The 21,011-nt window shown below is 63.3% G+C and carries 18 protein-coding genes and 2 tRNA genes; 11 read left to right on the top strand and 9 right to left on the bottom strand.

Features of this window, described 5'->3' with window-relative positions; genetic code table 11:
- From QSV36_RS08200 to QSV36_RS08185, 4 genes are all read left to right on the top strand, one after another.
- The coding region (locus tag QSV36_RS08200; RefSeq protein ID WP_289131128.1) for a hypothetical protein at positions 1 to 452 on the top strand (452 nt) is incomplete at its 5' end.
- Positions 453 to 529: 77 nt separating this feature from the next.
- Positions 530 to 1,375 (top strand): DUF6502 family protein, encoded by an 846-nt coding sequence (locus QSV36_RS08195; RefSeq protein WP_289131127.1) that lies wholly within the window; start codon positions 530 to 532, stop codon positions 1,373 to 1,375.
- Positions 1,372 to 2,937, top strand: coding sequence for a DUF5666 domain-containing protein (locus tag QSV36_RS08190; RefSeq protein WP_289131126.1), 1,566 nt, complete (start codon positions 1,372 to 1,374; stop codon positions 2,935 to 2,937). The genes QSV36_RS08195 and QSV36_RS08190 overlap by 4 nt, the downstream gene beginning before the upstream one ends.
- A gap of 54 nt (positions 2,938 to 2,991) precedes the next feature.
- Positions 2,992 to 3,735, top strand: a complete 744-nt coding sequence (locus QSV36_RS08185) for a hypothetical protein (protein ID WP_289131125.1) — start codon at positions 2,992 to 2,994, stop codon at positions 3,733 to 3,735.
- Positions 3,736 to 3,809: 74 nt separating this feature from the next.
- Here QSV36_RS08185 and rimO read toward each other — a convergent pair whose 3' ends face one another.
- Complete coding sequence (rimO, locus tag QSV36_RS08180) at positions 3,810 to 5,141, bottom strand: 30S ribosomal protein S12 methylthiotransferase RimO (protein ID WP_289131124.1); 1,332 nt, start codon at positions 5,139 to 5,141, stop codon at positions 3,810 to 3,812.
- Between the two features lie 235 nt (positions 5,142 to 5,376).
- Here rimO and QSV36_RS08175 point away from each other — a divergent pair, with 235 nt between their 5' ends.
- Positions 5,377 to 7,287 carry a potassium transporter Kup gene (locus QSV36_RS08175; RefSeq protein WP_289131123.1) on the top strand — a complete coding sequence of 637 codons (1,911 nt, stop codon included), beginning with the start codon at positions 5,377 to 5,379 and terminating at the stop codon, positions 7,285 to 7,287.
- A gap of 204 nt (positions 7,288 to 7,491) precedes the next feature.
- Here QSV36_RS08175 and QSV36_RS08170 read toward each other — a convergent pair whose 3' ends face one another.
- The 4 genes from QSV36_RS08170 to QSV36_RS08155 all read right to left on the bottom strand — a co-directional run bounded on the left by QSV36_RS08170 (position 7,492) and on the right by QSV36_RS08155 (position 11,975).
- Positions 7,492 to 8,784 carry a virulence factor family protein gene (locus QSV36_RS08170; protein ID WP_289131122.1) on the bottom strand — a complete coding sequence of 431 codons (1,293 nt, stop codon included), beginning with the start codon at positions 8,782 to 8,784 and terminating at the stop codon, positions 7,492 to 7,494.
- Positions 8,784 to 11,426 carry a bifunctional lysylphosphatidylglycerol flippase/synthetase MprF gene (gene mprF, locus QSV36_RS08165; protein ID WP_289131121.1) on the bottom strand — a complete coding sequence of 881 codons (2,643 nt, stop codon included), beginning with the start codon at positions 11,424 to 11,426 and terminating at the stop codon, positions 8,784 to 8,786. The genes QSV36_RS08170 and mprF overlap by 1 nt, the downstream gene beginning before the upstream one ends.
- Positions 11,427 to 11,687: 261 nt before the next feature.
- Positions 11,688 to 11,764 (bottom strand) — tRNA-Met (locus QSV36_RS08160).
- A 134-nt stretch (positions 11,765 to 11,898) separates the two neighbouring features.
- A tRNA-Met gene (locus tag QSV36_RS08155) sits at positions 11,899 to 11,975 on the bottom strand.
- Positions 11,976 to 12,195: 220 nt separating this feature from the next.
- Here QSV36_RS08155 and dinB point away from each other — a divergent pair.
- On the top strand, positions 12,196 to 13,254 hold the full coding sequence (dinB, locus tag QSV36_RS08150; protein ID WP_289131187.1) for a DNA polymerase IV: 1,059 nt from the start codon (positions 12,196 to 12,198) through the stop codon (positions 13,252 to 13,254).
- Between the two features lie 74 nt (positions 13,255 to 13,328).
- Here dinB and QSV36_RS08145 read toward each other — a convergent pair whose 3' ends face one another.
- From QSV36_RS08145 to QSV36_RS08135, 3 genes are all read right to left on the bottom strand, one after another.
- Complete coding sequence (locus QSV36_RS08145; protein WP_289131120.1) at positions 13,329 to 14,282, bottom strand: hypothetical protein; 954 nt, start codon at positions 14,280 to 14,282, stop codon at positions 13,329 to 13,331.
- Positions 14,283 to 14,302: 20 nt separating this feature from the next.
- Positions 14,303 to 16,018 carry a proline--tRNA ligase gene (locus tag QSV36_RS08140; RefSeq protein ID WP_225778875.1) on the bottom strand — a complete coding sequence of 572 codons (1,716 nt, stop codon included), beginning with the start codon at positions 16,016 to 16,018 and terminating at the stop codon, positions 14,303 to 14,305.
- Positions 16,019 to 16,178: 160 nt separating this feature from the next.
- Complete coding sequence (locus QSV36_RS08135; RefSeq protein ID WP_289131119.1) at positions 16,179 to 17,444, bottom strand: OprD family porin; 1,266 nt, start codon at positions 17,442 to 17,444, stop codon at positions 16,179 to 16,181.
- Positions 17,445 to 18,132: 688 nt separating this feature from the next.
- On the opposite strand from QSV36_RS08135, the gene QSV36_RS08130 reads away from it, so the two are divergent.
- Complete coding sequence (locus tag QSV36_RS08130) at positions 18,133 to 18,552, top strand: HIT domain-containing protein (protein ID WP_289131118.1); 420 nt, start codon at positions 18,133 to 18,135, stop codon at positions 18,550 to 18,552.
- A 1-nt stretch (position 18,553) separates the two neighbouring features.
- On the top strand, positions 18,554 to 18,760 hold the full coding sequence (locus QSV36_RS08125) for a SlyX family protein (RefSeq protein WP_225778872.1): 207 nt from the start codon (positions 18,554 to 18,556) through the stop codon (positions 18,758 to 18,760).
- Positions 18,761 to 18,837: 77 nt separating this feature from the next.
- Here QSV36_RS08125 and QSV36_RS08120 read toward each other — a convergent pair whose 3' ends face one another.
- Positions 18,838 to 19,431 carry a cold-shock protein gene (locus QSV36_RS08120; protein ID WP_289131117.1) on the bottom strand — a complete coding sequence of 198 codons (594 nt, stop codon included), beginning with the start codon at positions 19,429 to 19,431 and terminating at the stop codon, positions 18,838 to 18,840.
- A gap of 274 nt (positions 19,432 to 19,705) precedes the next feature.
- Between QSV36_RS08120 and QSV36_RS08115 the strand changes: the two genes are divergently transcribed.
- The 3 genes from QSV36_RS08115 to QSV36_RS08105 all read left to right on the top strand — a co-directional run bounded on the left by QSV36_RS08115 (position 19,706) and on the right by QSV36_RS08105 (position 20,987).
- The gene (locus QSV36_RS08115; RefSeq protein ID WP_170031573.1) at positions 19,706 to 20,179 is read left to right on the top strand and encodes a Dps family protein; all 474 of its coding nucleotides are present in this window, start codon (positions 19,706 to 19,708) and stop codon (positions 20,177 to 20,179) included.
- 164 nt (positions 20,180 to 20,343) lie between these two features.
- Positions 20,344 to 20,673, top strand: coding sequence for a ribbon-helix-helix domain-containing protein (locus tag QSV36_RS08110; RefSeq protein WP_289131116.1), 330 nt, complete (start codon positions 20,344 to 20,346; stop codon positions 20,671 to 20,673).
- A 92-nt stretch (positions 20,674 to 20,765) separates the two neighbouring features.
- Complete coding sequence (locus QSV36_RS08105) at positions 20,766 to 20,987, top strand: FmdB family zinc ribbon protein (protein ID WP_289131115.1); 222 nt, start codon at positions 20,766 to 20,768, stop codon at positions 20,985 to 20,987.
- The last annotated feature ends 24 nt before the right edge of the window (positions 20,988 to 21,011 follow it).

Genomic DNA, 21,011 nt, shown 5'->3' with positions numbered 1-21,011 from the left:
GTGGTGGCGGTGGCGGTGGCGGCCACGGCGGCGGTGGCGGAAGTGGTGGCGGCGGCGGCCACGGCGGCGGCGGTGGAAGCGGCGGCGGTAGTGGCAGCGGCGGTGGCCACGGCAGCGGCGGCGATGGCGGCGGGCATGCCGGCCACAGTGGCAGCGGCCACGGCGATGCCGGCCAGTCGAACTCGGGCCGCAGTGGCGACCATGCTGAGGCGGGTGACGATCATGGCAATCATGTTGGTGGTGAGCCCGGGGACGATCATGGCAATCACGTCGGCGGTGAGCCCGGTGATGATCATGGCAATCATGTCGGCGGGGAGCCTGGCGATGATGACGGTGATCACGTTGGCGGCGAACCTGGTGATGATCGCGGCGATCACGTGGGTGGCGAACCGGGCGATGACCGTGGCGTTGATGTCGGCGACCATGACGCAGATGACGACAGCAGGGGCTGAATGGCACTGATCTGAAGTGGCCCATACAAAACCCAGCGGACGGGTTTTGTATGTTCATCCGTCAAGGAATGCACGCAATGCAACCGACCACGTTACCCCCGTCGATGTTAAGCGCACTGCAGCGTGTGATGCGCCCGCTGGTGCGCCTGATGCTGCGCAAGGGGGTTACCTACAGCGTGTTCGCCGACCTGCTCAAGGAGGTGTTCGTCGACGTGGCCCATCGCGAATTCCGCCTGCACGGCACAGCACCCACCGACAGCCGCATCAGCCTGCTCACTGGCGTGCATCGCAAGGATGTACGGCGCTTGCGCAGCGAAGGCGACACGACGATGGCGAAGCTGCCGGAGAACATCACCTTCGGCGCCCAACTGGTCAATATGTGGGCCAACAGCAAGCCGTTCTGCTCGGCGCCTGGCCATGCGTTGCCACTGCCGCGCCTGGCAAGTGCCGGCGGCGAGCGTTCCTTCGATGCCCTGGTGGCAAAGATCAGCACCGACATCCGCGGGCGGGTGGTGCTGGACGAGTGGTTGCGCCTGGGCATCGTCCGCCTGGACGAGCATGACTGTGTCCACCTCGAGGCCCAGGCGTTCGTGCCGCAAAAGGGCTTTGAGGAAAAGACTGCGTATTTTGGCCACAACCTGCATGACCACGCTTGTGCAGCGGTGCACAACCTGAGTGGCGAAGGCCCGCCATTCTTTGAACGCAGTGTGCACTATGACGCCCTGAGCCCGGCCAGTGTCGAGCAACTGCGTGAAGTGGTGGCCCGCGATGGCATGCAGACGCTACTTGCCTTCAGTCGTCTCGCATCTGAGCTGGAAGGTGTCGACGTGCCGACTGTCGAGCAACGTCAGCGCATCACGGTCGGGCTTTATTTCTACACTGAAGCGACCGACCCCGAATTATCGAAGACCCCGGAACCATGACCTATTTCACGCGCTGCCTCAGTGTCGTCACGCTGGTCCTGGGTTGCGGGCTGAGCCTGCTGGCGCCTGCCGAGGTGGCTGCGGCACCGGTTTGTGTCAGCCATGACGAAGCAGGCATGGCGGGTGCGGCGGGCTTGCAGGCGCCGGGCGGTACTGGCGGTACCGGGGCCAGGACCGGCGGTGCCGGCGGTACGGGGGCGCGCAGCGAAAACGGTGGGGTGGGCGGTACCGGTGCGCCGATCCTGCGCCCGGGCGGTACCGGGGGGACCGGCATCGTCGGCACCATCACCGGGTTTGCCTCGATCTGCGTCAATGGCCTGGAGGTGCACTACGGTAAGGACGTACCCGTAAGTGAAAACGGTACGCCTGCCAGCAGTGCCCAACTGGCAATCGGGCAGGTGGTCGCGGTGGAGGCATTTGCCAGCAAGGGCCGCCTGCAAGCAGGACGCATCGCGATCCTGAATGTCTACGAAGGGCCGCTGACGGCGCTGCCCAGTGCTTCGGCCCCGCTGCGGGTCATGGGCCAGCCAGTGCGCCTTGCCAGCGGGGCGCGGGTGGCGGAAGGGTTGCGCCCGGGTGAGCCGGTCAGGGTCAGCGGGCTGCGCGATGCCAGGGGCGAAGTGCTGGCCAGCCGTATCGAACGGGCACCGGGGCTCAGGCAGGCCAGTGCCATTGGTGCGGTCGACCGTAGCGGCAGCCTGCAGGGCTTGAAGCTGGGAACGCGTGTGGCACCTGCGCGGGAAGTGTTGGTGCGCGGGCAGTGGACCGGGCGCCAGCTGGAGGTGGCGCAAAGCCGTCCGGAGCCGAGCCTGCCTTTTGCTGGCCGTGTGCAGAGGGTGGTGATCGAGGGGCTGGTGCAGCGTCAGCAGGCACAACAACTGGTGGTGGCAGGCATCCCGGTGACGCTGGGCCAGGACACTGTGCTCGTCGGCAAGCAGCCAGGAGCCTTCGCGCTCGACCAGCGCGTTCGGGTGAGTGGAGTATTCAACGGGCCGCATGAACTGCGGGCAAGCCGTGTCGAGCTGCAGGACGCGCGTGCCGACAACCCGGACAGGGGGCATGCGCAACCGCCTGGCGAGCACGGCAGCAGAGATTCGGGAGGCTCCGGCAACAGCGGCCATGGCAGTGGCGATGCGGACCGTGTCCGCGATGCCGGTGACGATCACGGTGGTCCGGGCGCGGTGGAGGGTTCCAGCGGGCATGACAGCAGCGTGGGCGTGGACAGGTCCGGCAGCTCAGCCCCGGTCGAGACCGTGCCGCGGCCCGAAAGCGGCAGTGGCCGATCTGGCCATGTAGAGAAGGTCGAGCTGGAAAGGGTCGAGAGGCTCGAGAAGGTAGAAAAGGCCGCGAAGCCGGAAAAAGTCGAGAAGGTGGAGCGGATCGAAAACGCCGGAAAAGCAGAAAGGCCCGAGAAAGTAGAAAAGGTCGAGAAGCCTGAAACGCTGGAGAAAGTGGAAAAAGTCGAAAAGGTGGAGAAGGTAGAGGTACTGGAAAAAGTCGAGAGGCCCGAAACACTGGAAACCAGCGGAAAAGTCGAGCATCCGGAGCGGTCCGGCCATTAGCCAACTAGGCTAGGTAGGTCCGACCACACATTCCGACGGGATGCCGAGGTGAAGATGAGGCCCGCACTTGCTCTTTTTGCCTGCATGCTCTCCACTGCGCCGGCCTTGGCCGATACCTTCAGCGCCGCGATCGGCATGGATTATTCCAGCGGCGACTATGGCACCGGGACCACCTCGGAAATCTGGTACGTGCCGGTTGTCGGCAAGTATGAAACCGGCCCCATGACCTACAAGGTCAGCGTACCCTGGTTGCGCATCACCAACCCCGAAGTAGGGCCGAATGGCGACCCCTTGCCCGGTGGCTGCCACGCTGTAGAAAGCGGGTTGGGCGATACGGTCGCCAGCGCCGGTTACGCCTTGCTCGACGGGGCTGACGGCGGCCTGCTGCTGGACCTGATCGGCAAGGTCAAGTTTCCCACGGCTGATGAAGACCAGTGCCTGGGCACGGGTGAGTACGACTACACGGGCCAGGTAGACGTTGCCAGGGCGTTCGGGCCGGTGACCGGCTTCGCGACCCTGGGCTGGAAGAAGTTCGGCGACCCGCCCGACAGCGATTTCGATGATCCTTTTTTTGCCAGCCTCGGCTTCGCCCTGCCTGTGGCCTTGCGCACTTCGGCGGGCGCCTCCTACGACTGGCGGCAGAAAGTCGTGTCGACGGGGGCGCAGATCCGGGAACTGACCCTGTTCCTGACCCACAAGCTCAACCAGGAGTGGAAGGTGCAACTCTACGCGGTCAAAGGTTTCTCTGATGCCAGCCCCGACGCAGAGGGCGGCCTGATGCTGTTTCACACGTTCTGACGAACAAGCCCCTGCGCCGGTAGTTTCCTTGTCAGGAAATGCCGGCGCAGGGGCCTTTCATGCTTCAGCCGGGGTCAGACGGGTTCAGCCCACATGTCGTACTCGTCGGCATCCACCACCCGGCAACGCACCTTGTCACCGGGCTTGAAGCCATGGTCGCCGTCGATGAACACGCTGCCGTCGATTTCCGGTGCATCGAAGAAGCTGCGACCCACAGAGCCCTGCTCTTCGACTTCGTCGATCAGCACGTCGATTTCCTTGCCGATACGCAGTTGCAAGCGGGCGGCACTGATGGCCTGCTGGTGCGCCATGAAACGGTCCCAACGCGCCTGCTTGACGTCGTCTGGCACTTCTTCCAGGCCCAGGTCGTTGGCCGGGGCGCCTTCCACCGGCGAGTACTGGAAGCAGCCGACGCGGTCCAGCTGGGCTTCGGTCAGCCAGTCAAGCAGGTATTGGAAGTCTTCCTCGGTCTCGCCCGGGAAGCCGACGATGAAGGTGGAACGGATCACCAGCTCCGGGCATTGCTCGCGCCAGTGCTTGATACGTGCCAGGGTGCGGTCCTCGAACGCCGGGCGCTTCATGGCCTTGAGCACTTTCGGGCTGGCATGCTGGAACGGGATGTCCAGGTACGGCAGGATCTTGCCGGCGGCCATCAGCGGGATCACGTCGTCGACGTTCGGGTACGGGTAGACATAATGCAGGCGTACCCAGGCGCCCAGGCTGCTCAGGGCTTCGCACAGCTCGAGCATGCGGGTCTTGACCGGGCGACCATTCCAGAAGTCGGTCTTGTACTTGACGTCGACGCCGTAGGCGCTGGTGTCCTGGGAAATCACCAGGATTTCCTTGACCCCGGCCTTGACCAGGCGCTCGGCCTCGCTCAGCACTTCGCCTACCGGGCGGCTGACCAGCTTGCCGCGCATCGACGGAATGATGCAGAAGCTGCAGCTGTGGTTGCAGCCTTCGGATATTTTCAGGTACGCATAGTGACGCGGGGTCAGTTTGACGCCTTGTGGCGGTACCAGGTCGATCAGCGGATTGTGGTCCTGGCGCGGCGGTACCACTTCGTGCACGGCATTGACCACCTGCTCGTACTGCTGCGGGCCGGTGACCGACAGCACGCTCGGGTGCACGTCACGGATGCTGCCTTCCTCGACGCCCATGCAGCCGGTGACGATGACCTTGCCATTTTCCTTGATCGCTTCGCCGATCACTTCCAGCGACTCGGCCTTGGCGCTGTCGATGAAGCCGCAGGTGTTGACCACCACCACGTCGGCGTCCTCATAGGTGGGCACGACTTCATAGCCTTCCATGCGCAGCTGAGTCAGGATGCGCTCGGAATCGACCAGGGCTTTCGGGCAACCCAGGCTTACGAAACCTACCTTGGGGGTGGCGGGCGTGGTGGACATGACTAACCTCGGTATTGAAATGCAGGTCGCCCGGCCGGAATCGGGGGCGATCTTGACGGGCGCTTTTGGCGCCTCTGATCAAAAAGTGCGCAATTCTAGCGAGCACTGCGTCGCTTGACCAGCAGAAATACGACGAACGCTGCGCTATGCTTCGCGCCATTGCGCCAGGTTGCAGGTCAGCCTGGGCAGGAATTGAGAATACCAAGGTCTACAAGGCCGTCTGCGGGAGTGGTCGATGGTTCAGGCAAGCAGTCACGCCGAAGGCGGGCACGAGGGGAAGCAGGGGGCGACGCGGTCGCTGAGCCTGCTGGTGGCAGCGGTCGGGGTGGTTTATGGCGATATCGGTACCAGCCCGTTATATACCCTCAAGGAAGTCTTCACCGGCGGTTACGGGGTACCGGTCAACCACGACGGCGTGCTCGGGATTCTGTCGCTGATCCTCTGGTCGTTGTTATGGGTGGTGTCGTTCAAGTACGTGATGTTCGTCCTGCGTGCCGACAACCAGGGCGAAGGCGGCACCATGGCGCTGACCGCACTGGCACGGCGAGCCACGGCGGCCTATCCGCGTTTGCAGACGCTGATGGTAGTGTGCGGGTTGATAGGCGCCTCGCTGTTCTACGGCGACAGCATGATCACCCCGGCGGTGTCGGTCCTGTCGGCAGTGGAGGGCATGGGCCTGGCATTCGAAGGCATCGACCACTGGGTGGTGCCGATTTCGCTGGTGATACTGGTAGCGCTGTTCCTGGTGCAGAAGCACGGCACCGACAAGATCGGCAAGCTGTTCGGCCCGATCATGGTCACCTGGTTCGTGGTGCTGGGCGCGCTGGGGGTGTATGGCATCTCGCAGAGCCCGGAAGTGCTCAAGGCATTCAACCCGATCTGGGCGGTGAACTTCTTCGTGGTACACCCTGGCATGGGCGTCGCCATTCTTGGTGCAGTGGTGCTGGCGCTGACCGGTGCCGAGGCGCTGTACGCCGACATGGGCCACTTTGGCCGCAAGCCGATTGCCCGCGCCTGGTTCGCCCTGGTGCTGCCAGCGCTGGTGCTCAACTACTTTGGCCAGGGCGCATTGCTGCTGCAGGACCCGGAGGCGGCACGCAACCCGTTCTACCTGCTGGCGCCTGGCTGGGCGCTGCTGCCGATGGTCGGCCTGGCGACCATGGCCACGGTGATCGCTTCGCAGGCGGTGATCTCGGGGGCGTTCTCGCTGACCCGCCAGGCCATCCAGCTGGGCTATATCCCGCGCATGCAGATCCAGCACACCTCCAGTGACGAACAGGGGCAGATCTACATCGGCGCGATCAACTGGACGCTGATGGTCGGCGTGGTTCTGCTGGTGCTCGGTTTCGAGTCATCCGGTGCCCTGGCGGCGGCCTACGGCGTGGCAGTGACCGGTACCATGCTGATGACCACCATCCTGGTTTCGGCGGTGATGCTGCTGCTATGGAAATGGCCGCCCGTGCTGGCGGTGCCGATTTTGGTGGGTTTCCTGCTGGTCGATGGGCTGTACTTTGCTGCCAACGTGCCGAAGATCGTTCAGGGTGGTGCCTTCCCGGTTCTGGCGGGGGGCGTGCTGTACCTGTTGATGAGCACCTGGAAGCGCGGCAAGCAGATCCTGGTGGAGCGTATCGACGAAGGTGCGCTGCCGCTGCAGCTGTTCATCAGCAGTATCCGTATCCAGCCGCCGCACCGGGTCGAAGGCACGGCGGTATTCCTCACGGCGCGCTCCGATGCCGTACCCCATGCGCTGTTGCACAACATGCTGCATAACCAGGTGCTGCACAGCCAGGTGGTGCTGTTGACGGTGGTCAACGAGGACCGGCCGCGGGTGCCGGAGCAGGAGCGCTTCGAGGTGGAGGCCTATGGTGAAGGGTTCTTCCGCGTGCTGCTGCACTTCGGCTTCATGGACGAACCGGATGTGCCGGCGGCGTTGCGCCTGTGCCACCTGGACGAACTGGACTTCACCCCGATGCGTACCACCTACTTCCTCAGCCGCGAGACGGTGATCGCATCGCGGCTGGAAGGCATGTCGCGTTGGCGCGGCAACCTGTTCGCGTTCCTGCTGAAGAATGCCAACGGTAACCTGCGCTTCTTCAACCTGCCGTTGAACCGGGTGATCGAGTTAGGGACCCAGGTCGAGATCTGATTTCCAGGGCAGGCGCGGGCACTCACACCTACCTGTAGGAGCGGATTTATCCGTGAAGCAGGCGACGCGTTGGCGGGCACCGGCTGTGCCGGTGATCGCGGCTGAAGCCGCTCCTACAGGAATAGCGTCAGCGGTAGGAGCGGATTTATCCGCGAAGCAGACGGCGCGGTGGCCGGCACCGGCTGTGCCGGTGGTCGGGGGCTATCAGTTCTGTGCCGCCACGCTCGACTTGCCCTGGCGCGTCTCGATCTCGTCGATCAGGCGCTTGGCCAGCGCCGGGTAGTTCTCGTCGAAGTGGTGCCCACCCGGCAGTTTCAGGCGCTCGCCGACCGCTGTCTTGTCGGTGCAGCCGCTCTCGTCGGTTTCCTCTACGCCATACACGCACACCACCTTGGACGCCGGCAACCTGGCCATTTCCGGCCCGGTCGGTGCTTCCTGGCCTTCCTTGCCAAGCCAGCCCTCGACTTCGATCTCGAAGCTGCCGCTGCGGGCAAAGGCCAGCAGCATCACCGCGTCGATGCGCTGCTGGTCTTCGACCGGCAGGCGGTTGTAGATCGCCGGCAACACGTCGGCGCCGAACGAATAGCCGGTCAGCACGAAGCGCTTGGTGCCCCATTTCTGCCGATAGTGCTGCATCAGCTCGGACAGGTCGGCGGCGCTTTGCTCCGGGGTCTTGTGCTGCCAGTAGTAGCGCAGCGTGTCGATGCCCACCACCGGGTAGCCCAGCTTGGCCATTTCCCCCGCCACGTCACGGTCCAGGTCACGCCAGCCGCCGTCACCCGAGAGGAACAGGGTGACCGTGTCGGTGGTCTGCCCGGCAGGCACCTCGACCACCGGGATGGCCAGGGCGTTGCCGTCGTGGCCGACCAGGGCCTGGGTCAGTTGTGCCTTGAGCACCTGCGGCAGGTGTATGTCGTAGTCGCTGATGCTGGTTTCGGCGTTGGCCTGGTCACGCACGAAGGCGGCGCTGGCGTCATCCGGGTTATCGTTCCAGGCGACATTCCAGTGGCCGTGGGCGGCCGATTTTGGCAGCGGGGCCTGGCAACCGGGTTGTTCGAGATTGAAGTCCACCGAAATCGCCCGGGCCTTGTCGTCGTTCTGGCTGGCCAGCCAGCGCCAGGCCTGGGCCGCGCCCGGACCGATACCGGCGACCAGGGTCGGCTGCTGGGGCAACTGGGCAAGGGCCTGGTTCATGGCCTGCTGTTGCTTGCTGCAATCATTGGCCGGCAGCAACACCTGCACCAGTTGCGCTTCGCCGGCCTTGGCCAGGTCCAGCAACTGCTTGTCGGTCAGTGCCTGGTCCTGCGGCACACCGATAACCACCCGGGCCTTGGGGTGTACGCCTGGTGTCACACGGGTGATCGCGGTGTCATTGATGCTCAGTTGCTCCAGGCGCGCCTCGGGGGCCGGGCGCGTCCACAGCCAGAATGCCAGCGCCCCTCCCAGGGCGGCCAGCAGCAGGGGAATCAGCAGGTACAGCCAAAAGCGTCGGGTCATCAACGTTTCACCAATCCAGTCAAGCCGCCTGCGATCAGGGCGGCGGTGTCGGCCAGTGCCACCAGCGGGTCGAGCCCGGCCGGCACGGCCATGTAGCGGGGTTCCCAGTCCGGTTGGAATTTGTCCTTGAAGCGTCGCAGCCCCTGGAAGTTGTACAACTGCTCACCTCGGCGGAACACCATCGAGCCCAGGCGCTGGGTCAGCGGCGCGCCGCGCCGCGGCTGCAGGCCGGAAAGCGGTACCATGCCCAGGCTGAAGCGGGCGTAGCCGTGGCTTTTGTAATGCAGGATCAGGCCGATCATCATGAATTCCATGGTCAGCTTCGGGGCCTCGGGGTGCGCGCGCATCAGGTCGAGGCTGGCCAGTTCCTTGCTGTGGGTTTCCAGCAGGTTGGCAAAGGCCACCGGGCGGCCCTGGAAGCGGATCAGGGCGATGCGGAAGTGCCGCAGGTACTCAGGGCTGAAGCGCCCCAGCGAGAAGCCTTTCTCGCGCACGTTCTTGCCGCCGAGCCAGGCATCGGAAATTTCCTTCAGCTCTGCCAGTGGGGCATGGCCGGGTTCGTGGATTTCCAGGCTCAAACCGTCACGGCCACCGCGGTTCCAGGTGTAGCGCAGGTCCTTCATCTCCTTGCCCTTGGCTTCCAGGTCGAAACGCTGCAGGTCGACCCTGGCTTCTTCGCCCAGTTTCAGCGCGGTCAGGCCGATGTCCATGTAGAACGGCAGGTTTTCGGCACGCACCTGGTAGAACACCGGTCGGGCGTGGTGCAGGTCGCACAGGTCACGGAATTGCCAGATCATCTCGGCGCGTTCCTGGGCCGGGCCGATCGGGTCATACAGCGCCACCAGGCTGCGGCCGCGACGTGCATACATGAGGAAGGCATTGTCGCCCGGGTGGAACAGCAGCGCCTTGTCGCCGGTCAGGGCCAGGCCGCCATCGGGCTGGTCAGAGGCCTGCAGAATGCGGTTGGCCCGTTGCAGTTCCTGTTCATCAGGCAGGTGAATCACAGGCGGTGCCGTGCGCAGCAGCCAGGTCAGCGCCACGGCCGCCAGCAGCAAGGCGCTGCCCATGGCGGCGCGCAGGCCACGCGGGGCGTCGGCATCAAGGGTGAACTGCCACCACAGCTGATGGCTGTAGGGCACATCCTGGTAGGCAAACAGCAGCAGCCATACCGATGCCCCGACCACACAGGCGCTGGCCACCAGGAACACTGGCGAGAACGGCAGCTCCAGCAAGCGGCTGGGGCGGTAGAAGGAGCGGCGGAACAGGGCGAGCAGGGCGGCGGTGAAGGTCAGCAGGCAGGCCTCTTCCCAGTCGAATCCCTTCAGTAGCGACAGCAGGGCGCCCACCAGCAACAGCACGGTGGTCAGCAGCCAGGCGGCGGACAGGCGCCGGCGCAGGCCCTGGGCCAAAAGCAGGCACAATACCCCGATCAGGCTGGCGCCAAAGTGCGAGGCATCGATCAGACGGTGCGGCACCAGGAAACCCATGTGCTCCAGACGCGTGTCGATCTCGGGCGTGGCCCCGGAGAACAACAGCACGACCCCGGACAGGAACACCAGAACCGACAGGATCGGTGCCGCCAACCCGGAAGCCGCCTTGATGGCCTGTTGTGCGAACAGCAGGCGCCTGGCTTCGTTGGCCAGCAGCAACACGCAGGCCAGCAGCAGCGGCAGCACGACGTAGATCAGCCGATACAGCAGCAGGGCCGCCGCCAACGGGGCCGCGCCAAGCTGGTCGGCAAAGGCGGCCAGCAGGATCGCTTCGAACACCCCGACGCCGCCCGGCACATGGCTGAGCACGCCTGCCGCCAGGGCCAGCAGGTACACCAGGACAAAGGCGCCGAACGGTGGTGCTGCGGGCAGCAGCAGATACAGCACGGTAGCCGCAGCGGCGACATCCAGTGCGGTAATCAGCAATTGCAGGGCGGCCAGGCGAGCGCCCGGCAGGCGCAGTGTGCGGCGGCCCAGTTGTACCAGCAGGTTGTCGGCAAGCGGCTGCTCGGCCAGGCGACGGCGGTACAGGCCAACCACCATCAGCCCACACAGCACCAGCACAGCTGCGGCGATGGCCGCCAGCAAGCCAGGCGCCAGGCCCAGGGCGGCCGAGGCCGCCGGCAGGTCACTCAGGGTCGCCAGGGCAGCCAGGGGCGGCAGCGCGCAGCCCAATGACAGGCTGGCGAACACGGTCATCCGTGCCACTTCGCCTGCGCCTACCCCTTGGCGCGCATACAGGCGGTAGCGCACCGAGCCGCCGGACAGCATCGACAGGCCGATGGCGTTGCCGATGGCAAAGGCACTGAAGCCGCCCAGCACCAGGCTGGGCGCTGGCAATTGCACACCGGCATAGCGGCTGGCCGACCATTCGTAACCCAGCAGGATCACGAAACCGAGCACGGTTGCCAGCAAGGCGCCCAGCAATGACTGGGCCGGTACGCTGAGCATGGCATCGTGCAAGGCATAGATGTCCAGCTCGCTCAGCAGGTGGCGGCAGGCAATCAGGGCCATGGTGAACAATACCAGGGTCACGATCAGGCCGATCGGCTGGCGATAGCGGCTCAGGCGTTCGAGCAAGGGCAGGCGTTGCACGGCACCGGGCAGTGCCGAGGCGAGTGCTGCCGGGTTGTCTGGGTTGTGCGAAGTCATGGATTGCCCCGGGCATGCCGCGCGAGGTGAGGGGAAGGTGTGGCCAAGTGAAAGTCCCTTAGATAAACGTATCCAATGTTACTCCGGCCTCAGCCGCTTGCAGCGGCCTGGCCGGGTTAAAGATAGTTCATCCACGGGACGAGCTCTCAAGCGCGCGGGTTGAGTGCAAGGCGGGTAAATACGGGGCGACGAAAAGCAGGGAAGGGAAAAGCAACAAACCCCGCGCTGCTGTTACACAGGCGGGGTTTGTTCTGACGAATATGGTTGCGGGAGCCGGATTTGAACCGACGACCTTCGGGTTATGAGCCCGACGAGCTACCAGGCTGCTCCATCCCGCGTCAGTGGGGCGCATTCTACAGTTTCCAGAATGACTGTCAAGCGCTAGTCGTTGATTTTTTTGATATTTCTTCGAGCGCTTTATTTGAGACAAAAGAAAAAGGCCACTGTGTAAACAGTGGCCTTCTCTCGAATCTGGTTGCGGGAGCCGGATTTGAACCGACGACCTTCGGGTTATGAGCCCGACGAGCTACCAGGCTGCTCCATCCCGCGCCTGTGAGACCGAATTCTACGGATTTAACTGTGGCTGTCAAGCATCTTTATAAAAAAACCTTTCCCGTTCAAACTCTTAGCGTTCGGATAATGCGGTTCAGCTCAGGCGCGGCGGGGCTTTCAGCCCGATCATCGCGCATGGCGGGCTGCCGGCTGCACACCGCGAGTCGCATGCGATACTATCTGTATGAATTTACAGTGCTGGCGAGCATCCATGTCCTTGCGCAAGATCATTCACGTTGACTGCGATTGCTTTTACGCTGCGATCGAGATGCGTGACGACCCGCGCCTGGCCGGGCGGCCCATGGCAGTAGGGGGCTCACCTGACCAGCGTGGGGTGATTGCCACTTGCAACTATGAGGCGCGTGCCTACGGGGTGCGCTCGGCCATGTCCTCGCGGCATGCACTGAAGCTGTGCCCCGACCTGTTGATCGTCAAGCCGCGCTTCGAGGCCTACCGAGAGGCCTCGCGGGAAATCCACACGATATTTCGTGACTACACCGAGCTGATCGAGCCGCTGTCGCTGGATGAGGCGTACCTGGATGTGACCGACAGCCAGTGGTATTCGGGCAGCGCCACGCGCATTGCCGAGGATATCCGCCGGCGTGTCGCCCGCACCCTGCATATCACCGTCTCGGCTGGCGTGGCACCGAACAAGTTCCTGGCCAAGGTCGCCAGTGACTGGCGCAAGCCCAATGGCCTGTTCGTGATAACCCCGGGCGAAGTGGAGGCGTTCGTTGCCGCCTTGCCGGTGGCCAGGCTGCACGGGGTGGGCAAGGTAACCGCAGACAAATTGGCACGGCTGGGTATCGAGACCTGCCTTGAGCTGCGCGACTGGTCGCGTCTGGCCCTGGTGCGCGAGTTCGGCAGCTTTGGCGAACGTTTGTGGGGGCTGGCGCGCGGTATCGATGAGCGTGCGGTACACAATGACAGCCGGCGCCAGTCGGTCAGCGTGGAAAACACCTACGACACCGACTTGCCGGACCTGGACAGTTGCCTGGCGCGGCTGCCCGAGCTGCTGGAAAGCCTGAACGAGCGCATTGCCCGTATGGACAGCAGTTACCGGCCGGAAAAACCCTTCGTCAAGGTCAAGTTCCATGACTTCAGCCAGACCACCCTGGAGCAGGCGGGGGCCGGTCGGGACCTGGACAGTTATCGGCAGTTGCTGGGGCAGGCCTTTGCCCGTGGCGGCAAGCCGGTGCGCTTGCTGGGGGTGGGGGTGAGGTTGCGCGATTTGCGTGGGGCACATGAGCAGCTGGAGCTGTTCCCGCCTCAATAAATGGCCCGCCAATTCAACGCGGCCCCTGTAGGAGCGACACAAGGCCGCTCCTGCAAGGTATTGCGTGATGCGGGTTACTGCGCGCCCGGGTCGGCCACCAGCCGGCCAGTGGCCTTGGTCAGCGACTGCAGAAACTCTTGCTGCAGCTCCGGATCGTTGCGGGTCAGTTCGATCAGGCTCTGTTCCATCTCACTGGCTTCCTCTTCCAGGCCCAGTTCGGACAAGCGCTTGACCCGGTGCACCCACTGGCTGACGTCGTCGTCCTCAAGGTCATCGAAGATCAGTTCGTGGGCTTCGAGCAGCTTGTTGCGCAGGCTGGCGCTGACCAGCAGGCTGGCATCGCCACGAACGGCGTTGTCCTCGTCCACCACCCGCAGGTGCAGGGTGCCGATGTGGTTGAGATTCTGCTCGGAGAACGGGCTGTCGAGCAGGTTCAGGCGCAGCACGCCGTTCCTGTCGGTCGTCAGCTCGTGGGTAGTCTTGCCAGCCTTGACCTCGACCAGCCGCTCGCTCCAGGGCACGCTGGTGGACTCTTCGCGCTTGCCCTTCTGCACCTCGCTGATCCCGGCCAGGTTCTGCTGGGCACGGCCGTTGGACGGCACGTTCATGAACGGGTTGAGCCCGTCCACACCGTAGCTGAGCCAGTCGTGGGTAACGCTTTCCGGCAGGTTGCCCAGGGCGAAGACGTTGACCACGTTGGCACCGACGCCTGCCACCACGGCCACAGCCCCCAGCGGGATCTCGTAGATCTCCCGCCAGGGCTGGTAGGGCGTGTAGCGGTCATAGCGCCGGGTAACTTCGAACTCGGTGACTTCGAAGCGTTGCTGCTCATGCACGCGCACACGTCGTTGCGGAAGCTCCATCACCTTCGGCTCGCCGACATCGATCTGCAGGGTGTGTTCGAGCAGTTTGCGCTCGACGCGCTCCTCATGGTCACTGCGCTGGGACATCTGGTTGGCGCAGCCGCTGACGAGCAGGGCGCCGCACAGTGCGGCGCCCCCCAGGGTAAAGGTACTTCGCTTGTACATGATCACTCGTGCATTGGTTATCAGCGGCGAACGCGTGCCTGCAGGAAGGTCAGCACCTCGGCCAGCGGCAATGCCTGGGCGTCCTGCTCGGTGCGGTGCTTGTATTCCAGGTTGCCTTCGGCCAGGCCGCGATCGCTGACGACGATGCGGTGCGGGATGCCGATCAGCTCCATGTCGGCAAACTTGATGCCGGGGCTGGTCTTCTTGTCGCGGTCGTCCAGCAGCACCTCGTAACCGGCGGCCGTCAATTCGGCGTACAGCTTGTCGGTCGCCTCGCGGACCACGTCGGTTTCGTAGCGCAGCGGTACCAGGGCGATCTGGAACGGGGCCAGGGCGTCATTCCAGATGATGCCCTTGTCGTCATGGTTCTGCTCGATGGCAGCGGCGACCACGCGGGACACGCCGATACCGTAGCAGCCCATGGCCAGGGTGACCGGCTTGCCGTTCTCACCCAGTACCTGGCACTTCAGCGCCTCGCTGTACTTGGTGCCCAGCTGGAAGATGTGGCCCACCTCGATACCGCGCTTGATCACCAGGGTGCCCTGGCCGTCCGGGCTCGGGTCGCCTTCGACCACGTTACGCAGGTCGGCCACCTGTGGCACCGGCAGGTCGCGCTCCCAGTTCACGCCGAAGTAGTGCTTGTCGTCGATGTTGGCGCCAATGCCGAAGTCGCTCATCAGGGCAACCGAGCGGTCGATGATGATTTCCAGCGGCAGGTTCAACGGGCCGAGCGAACCGGCGCCGGCACCGATGGCCTCGCGCAGTTCGGCGTCGCTGGCCATGACCAGCGGGTCGGCTACCTGTTCCAGCTTGGCGGCCTTGATTTCGTTGAGTTCGTGGTCGCCGCGCACGATCAGCGCAACCAGCTTGCCTGGTTCTGCGCCGTGCACGATCAGGGTCTTGACGGTTTTCTCGATCGGCAGGCCGAAGTTTTCCACCAGCTGGGCGATGGTCTTGGCGTTCGGCGTGTCGACCAGGCGCAGCTCCTCGGTAGGCGCAGGGCGCACGGTTTCCCGTGGGATGGCCTCGGCCTTCTCGATGTTGGCGGCATAGTCGGAGCTGTCGCTGAAGATCACGTCGTCTTCGCCGGACTCGGCCAGCACGTGGAATTCATGCGAGTAGCTGCCACCGATGGAGCCGGTGTCGGCCTGCACCGGGCGGAAGTCCAGGCCCAGGCGGGTGAAGATATTGGTATACGCCTGGTGCATGCGGTCGTAGGTTTCCTGCAGGGAAGCCTGGTCGGCATGGAACGAGTACGCGTCCTTCATGATGAACTCGCGGCCGCGCATCAGGCCGAAGCGCGGGCGGATCTCGTCACGGAACTTGGTCTGGATCTGGTACATGTTGAGCGGCAGCTGTTTATAGCTGGACAGCTCGTTGCGGGCCAGGTCGGTAATCACTTCTTCGTGGGTCGGGCCGACGCAGAAGTCGCGCTGATGGCGGTCCTTCAGGCGCAGCAGCTCGGGGCCGTACTGTTCCCAGCGGCCGGATTCCTGCCACAGTTCGGCGGGCTGGATGCTGGGCATCAGCACTTCCAGGGCGCCGGCGGCGTTCATTTCCTCACGCACCACGGCCTCGACCTTGCGCATTACCCGCAAGCCCATCGGCAGCCAGGTGTACAGGCCGGAGGCCAGTTTGCGGATCATGCCGGCACGCAGCATGAGCTGATGGCTGATGACCACTGCGTCGGCAGGGGTTTCTTTCTGGGTGGCGAGCAAATATTGACTGGTGCGCATGGTGAGCCGTGTCGATTGCCTAAGACATTGAAATGACCCCGCATTGTACGGGGGTGAAACGCAGGCGTACAGGATGCCCCAGGGCGTGGCGCTTGTCAGCCAAGAAAAAGCCCGGCGTGATTGCCGGGCTTTTTCAGGTGCGGGGCACTGCAAGCCAGGCTTACAGGATGCTCAGCGGGTACTCCACGATCAGGCGCAGTTCGTCGATCGATGGGGAATCGTAGTAGACGCCATCGGAAGAGCGGTAGGTAGCCTGACGCACGCGGAAGCTCAGGTCTTTCGCCGGGCCTTCCTGCAGTACGTACTTGATGTCGACGTCGCGTTCCCATTCCTTGCCGTTGCTGGTGCCGGCGACGTTGGCGTCGGTACCGCGTACATAACGGGTCATGAAGGTCAGGCCTGGAATGCCGTATTCGGCAAAGTTCAGGTCGTAGCGAGCCTGCCAGGACTTCTCGTCTTCGGCGTTGAAGTCGGAGCGAGCCACGGAGTTGGCCAGGAAGATGGTGCCGCCACCGTCGACGCCGTAGCCATAGTCGCCGTCGCCGGTGACTTTCTGGTAGGCCAGGGTGAAGGTGTGGGCGCCGATGTTGTAGGCGCCCGACAGGCTGAACGCGCGGTTGTCCAGCTTGTCGCCATCGAAGGCGCGGTACTCGGCCGAGCCTTCGCTCTTGGTGTCATAGATGTTGAAGTCGAACACCAGGCCTTGCTTGTCGGAAATCGGCAGCGCCCAGTTGACGTTGGCGTAGTACTTGCGCCAGTAGTCTTCGACCTTCGAGTAGTACAGGCTGGTGCTGAGGGTATCGGTGAAGGCGTAGGTACCGCCGACCACGTTGGCTTCCTTCAGGCGGAAGCTGTCACGGTTGGTCTGCTCCTGGGCGGTCAGGCTGGTGAAGTGACCAGCGTGCAGGGTCAGGCCCTTGATCTCGTTGCTGGTGATCAGGGTGCCCTGGGCGATTTCTGGCAGCAGGCGGCTGTCGTCGGTGGCGAAGACCGGCAGTGCGGTGAACTGGTCACCCACTTTCAGCACGGTGTCGGAGACACGGAACTTGACCGCGCCGCCGCCCTTGGAATACTCGTCTTCCGAACGGCCGTCGGAGCCGGTCGGGAACAGGCCGGTACCAGCGCGGCCCTTGCCGCTGTCCAGCTTCAGGCCGAGCATGCCGATGGCGTCGACACCCACACCTACGGTGCCTTGGGTAAAGCCGGACTCGAAGGTGCCGAGGAAGCCCAGGCCGGTTTCTTCGCGACGGCTCTGGCCGCCTTCGTTGTTACGGAAATCACGGCTGAAATACAGCATGCGGGTCTTGACGTTCAGCTTGCTGTCTTCGATGAAACCTTTGGACTCGTCCTGCGACGAGGCCAAAGCCAACTGCGAGGTCCCTGCCGCAACGGCCAGGGCGATCATGCTCCACTTCATCACGCGCATCGTGATTTGCTCCTTTGGTTTTTAGGAAGAGTACCGCTGCAACCATCTGTTCTAGTTATATGGCGCAGCTCTTTCTTGTTATGTCGGCGAAAATGTATAGCACGCTGACTGATGTTGGCGATATGGCTATAAGCATCCTTTACGGAACTTTTTTGTCATGTCGCTTTCAGGTGTCTCCATGTCGCAAATCACGCCCCGGTTATGGGCCGTACAACGCCAGCGTTGTTTCCGTAGTCGTCTCACATCGGTCGATGCAATTCGGCGCGGGAAACTCCCTGGTAACCAATGCCGCTGTTGTCATTTGTCGCGTTCACCTGCAATAGCAGATGTCGTGCCGACTTGGCGTGAAGGGAATGCAACAAGCGTGCTCAAAATACGCAACACTTCATGAAATTTTCACAAAACTCGCTACCGAGGGTCGGAAAGCGCCGTAAACACGGGGCGGGGCAGGTTCGGCTCATGTTGCAGTCGAGAATCATTAAAAACAAAAAAGCTGCCATGAAAGTCAATGTGTTACCGCAACTAGTTCAACCAGAGTCATTTGTGGGGTGGTCAGTGTGGTGGGCGGGGCACGGTAGGCCTCATTTTGGTGCGAAAAGTAGCGCTGTGTTACCGGGAACGTGCAAGGTATCCTTGCACGCCTGTATTCCGCGTATGGCGGGTGGGTTTTGCCTGAAGGAGATTTGCCGTGTTCGTCCTCGATTCGCGTTTGCAGCAGGATGCCCTGGTGCTGGGTGAGTTTGCGCTGTGCCAGTTGCTGCTGAGCAAGGACGCCAACTACCCATGGTTCATCCTGGTGCCCAAGTGCGCCGGTATCAGCGAGCTGTTCGAACTGGATGCGGCGCAGCAGCAGCAGTTGTGGCAGGAAACCACCTGTCTGGCCGAGGCGCTGAAGGCGAGCTACCAGGCCGACAAGATGAACGTTGCCACCCTCGGCAATGTGGTCAGCCAGTTGCACATGCACGTAATCGTGCGCCAGCGCGACGACGCCGCCTGGCCTGCGCCGGTGTGGGGCAAGTGCCCGGCACTGGCCTATACCGACGAGCAAGTGCAAGCCGTACGCCAGCGCCTGCGTGATTTGAAACTCGATGGGTATGTAGAGGCCTGATATGTCGTTGGAAATGCGAATGGTCGAGCTGGAAACCCGTCAGGCGTTCCAGGATGACACCATCCAGGCGCTGAATGATGTGGTGGTCGAGCAGGCGCGGGTGATCGAGCGGCTGCAATTGCAGATGGCCGAGCTGATCAAGCGTTACGAAGAGATGGTTGGCCAGTACGGCAATGACGGGGAGGAGGCGCCGCCGCCTCACTATTGAAGCCGATAGCGCTGGATGAACAGCAAGCCTGTGGGGCGGGCGAGCCCGCCCGCACAGGCAGTGGCCGTCGCAGATGATCAGCGGCGGGTGACAGCGACCACGTCTTCGGCCTGCAGGCCCTTGTCGCGGTGCATCACCGAGAACTCCACGCGCTGGCCCTCGACCAGGATGCGGTGGCCTTCACCGCGAATGGCGCGAAAGTGCACGAAGATGTCATCACCCGAATCGCGGGAGATGAAGCCGAAGCCTTTGGACGTGTTGAACCACTTGACGGTACCGGTATCACGGTTGCCGGATTCCTGCGTTGCCGGCTGGTTGGTGCGTGCCTTGCGTGGGCTGCGGGCAAGGCCAGCGGCCAGGTGTGCCGCCACGGCCAGGGCTGCGCAGACCAGCGCGGCCAGGTTGCCCATTTCCGGACGTGCCAGCACCGTCAGGGTCTGCAGCACCACGGCCACCACCAGCAAGGCGCAAGCCAGGTATTGCAGCTGCTGGCGGGCGCCGCGGTAGTACAGTGGCACCACCGGGGCGATAATCAGGTTAAGCAGGCCGAACAGGGCCAGGTAGACCGCGTCAGGTTGTTCCAGGAAAGGACTTGCATCGGTTTTCAGGCTGGGTATGAGCGATAGCAGCAAGGCTGCCACGCCCGTCACCAGATGGACGATCTTGAACATGGGTTGGCTCACAGTTGATAAGGCTGGTCACAGGAAGAGCCGGCGGCACGGGGCGCATTGAGGTATGGCGCGCGAACACGTGACAGCCGGCCTATGCACCCGGCAATGAGTCCGCACGGGTGGCACGCTGCCTATTTAACAGTAAAGCCGCAGGCTACTCAAACCACAGGGCGCCGGGCGCTGTGCTGCGCCATGTCGCATGCGCCCGGCGTCAAGTGTTGCTAAAGTGGTCGGCACCCGCTTGAGTCTCAAGCCTTATGGAAAGGGGAACTTCATGGCAATTGATATCGGTATCAGTGAAGAAGATCGCAAGTCCATCGTCGATGGGCTGTCCCGCCTGTTGTCGGATACCTATGTGCTGTATCTGAAAACCCATAACTTCCATTGGAACGTCACCGGCCCGTCGTTCCGCACCCTGCACCTGATGTTCGAGGAGCAGTACAACGAGCTGGCGCTGGCGGTCGACTCGATCGCCGAGCGCATCCGCGCCCTGGGCTTCCCGGCGCCGGGCTCCTATGCATTCTATGCGCGGCACTCCTCGATCAAGGAGGAGGAAGGGGTACCGCCTGCAGACGAGATGATCCGCCAGTTGGTGCAGGGGCAGGAGGCTGTGGTGCGTACCGCGCGCAGCATCTTCCCGGTGGTGGACAAGGTGAGTGATGAACCTACCGCCGACCTGCTTACCCAGCGCATGCAGGTGCATGAAAAGACTGCCTGGATGCTGCGGGTGCTGCTCGACGGCCAGTAACTGTCCAGTCTGTCTGAGGGGGCGGCCCAGTGCGCGATGGGCCGCTCCGGCACGCCCTCGTGCCTGTGTCGTGGCTCCTGAACAGGAAAACTTTGCCGCTGCTCTAACCGCGCTCGTCAGCGCTTCATAGGCCACCTGCTACCTGTGACGAGGAGGAGTGGCGCATGATGCAACCGAGCAAACGTATGGCTGGCCAGGGGTGCTGGCCCGGTAAACAGTGTATCGACCCGTTCAAGGCGAATTTTGACATGCGGCAGACCCAGCCGGTGTCACGTTCAGTAAGGCTCAACGGTTTTTCCACTTGCCTGCGCCTGGAAGCGGTCTACTGGGGCATCCTCGAGCACATCGCGGCGGCCAACCGCTGTTCGGTCAGTGCGGTGTTGTCCTACGTCGACCGCGAAGTGCACCTGCGCCAGGGTGGGGTACGCAACTTCAGCGGGCTGATCCGGGTGATCTGTGTCGCCTGGCTGCAGGACCCGCCAAGTGCGCGCTGATCGCCTGGCGGGCTGCGCAGTGCTTGCTAACCATATATAATCCCGCTTTTTGCTGCCCCGGCAGCCAGCGTTATGGTTGACGAGAGACACCCATGCCCCTTTATGACTATCAATGTGCATCCTGCGAGCACCGCATGGAAGTGCTGCAGAAGTTCAGCGCCGCGCCGCTGACCGATTGCCCGGCCTGCCAGGCGCCGGCGCTGAAGAAGCTGCTGTCGGTGCCAGGCTTCCGCCTGAGCGGTAATGGTTGGTACGAAACCGACTTCAAGACCGGGGCGAAAAAGAATCTGGCAGGCGGCGACAAGGCCGACTGAGTTGAATGCTGTGACCGGGTCTTG

This window comes from Pseudomonas sp. BCRC 81390 (assembly GCF_030341915.1).
GTDB lineage: Bacteria > Pseudomonadota > Gammaproteobacteria > Pseudomonadales > Pseudomonadaceae > Aquipseudomonas.
This window is presented reverse-complemented; position numbering and strand designations above follow the sequence as displayed.

Coding starts and splice junctions, on each gene's coding strand:
- QSV36_RS08125 (WP_225778872.1), top strand. CDS start 18,554: ATGTCGTTGGAAATGCGAATGGTCGAGCTGGAAACCCGTCAGGCGTTC.
- QSV36_RS08115 (WP_170031573.1), top strand. CDS start 19,706: ATGGCAATTGATATCGGTATCAGTGAAGAAGATCGCAAGTCCATCGTC.
- rimO (WP_289131124.1), bottom strand. CDS start 5,141: ATGTCCACCACGCCCGCCACCCCCAAGGTAGGTTTCGTAAGCCTGGGT.
- QSV36_RS08110 (WP_289131116.1), top strand. CDS start 20,344: ATGATGCAACCGAGCAAACGTATGGCTGGCCAGGGGTGCTGGCCCGGT.
- QSV36_RS08140 (WP_225778875.1), bottom strand. CDS start 16,018: ATGCGCACCAGTCAATATTTGCTCGCCACCCAGAAAGAAACCCCTGCC.
- QSV36_RS08120 (WP_289131117.1), bottom strand. CDS start 19,431: ATGTTCAAGATCGTCCATCTGGTGACGGGCGTGGCAGCCTTGCTGCTA.
- QSV36_RS08170 (WP_289131122.1), bottom strand. CDS start 8,784: ATGACCCGACGCTTTTGGCTGTACCTGCTGATTCCCCTGCTGCTGGCC.
- QSV36_RS08190 (WP_289131126.1), top strand. CDS start 1,372: ATGACCTATTTCACGCGCTGCCTCAGTGTCGTCACGCTGGTCCTGGGT.
- QSV36_RS08175 (WP_289131123.1), top strand. CDS start 5,377: ATGGTTCAGGCAAGCAGTCACGCCGAAGGCGGGCACGAGGGGAAGCAG.
- QSV36_RS08105 (WP_289131115.1), top strand. CDS start 20,766: ATGCCCCTTTATGACTATCAATGTGCATCCTGCGAGCACCGCATGGAA.
- QSV36_RS08195 (WP_289131127.1), top strand. CDS start 530: ATGCAACCGACCACGTTACCCCCGTCGATGTTAAGCGCACTGCAGCGT.
- mprF (WP_289131121.1), bottom strand. CDS start 11,426: ATGACTTCGCACAACCCAGACAACCCGGCAGCACTCGCCTCGGCACTG.
- QSV36_RS08185 (WP_289131125.1), top strand. CDS start 2,992: ATGAGGCCCGCACTTGCTCTTTTTGCCTGCATGCTCTCCACTGCGCCG.
- QSV36_RS08135 (WP_289131119.1), bottom strand. CDS start 17,444: ATGCGCGTGATGAAGTGGAGCATGATCGCCCTGGCCGTTGCGGCAGGG.
- QSV36_RS08145 (WP_289131120.1), bottom strand. CDS start 14,282: ATGTACAAGCGAAGTACCTTTACCCTGGGGGGCGCCGCACTGTGCGGC.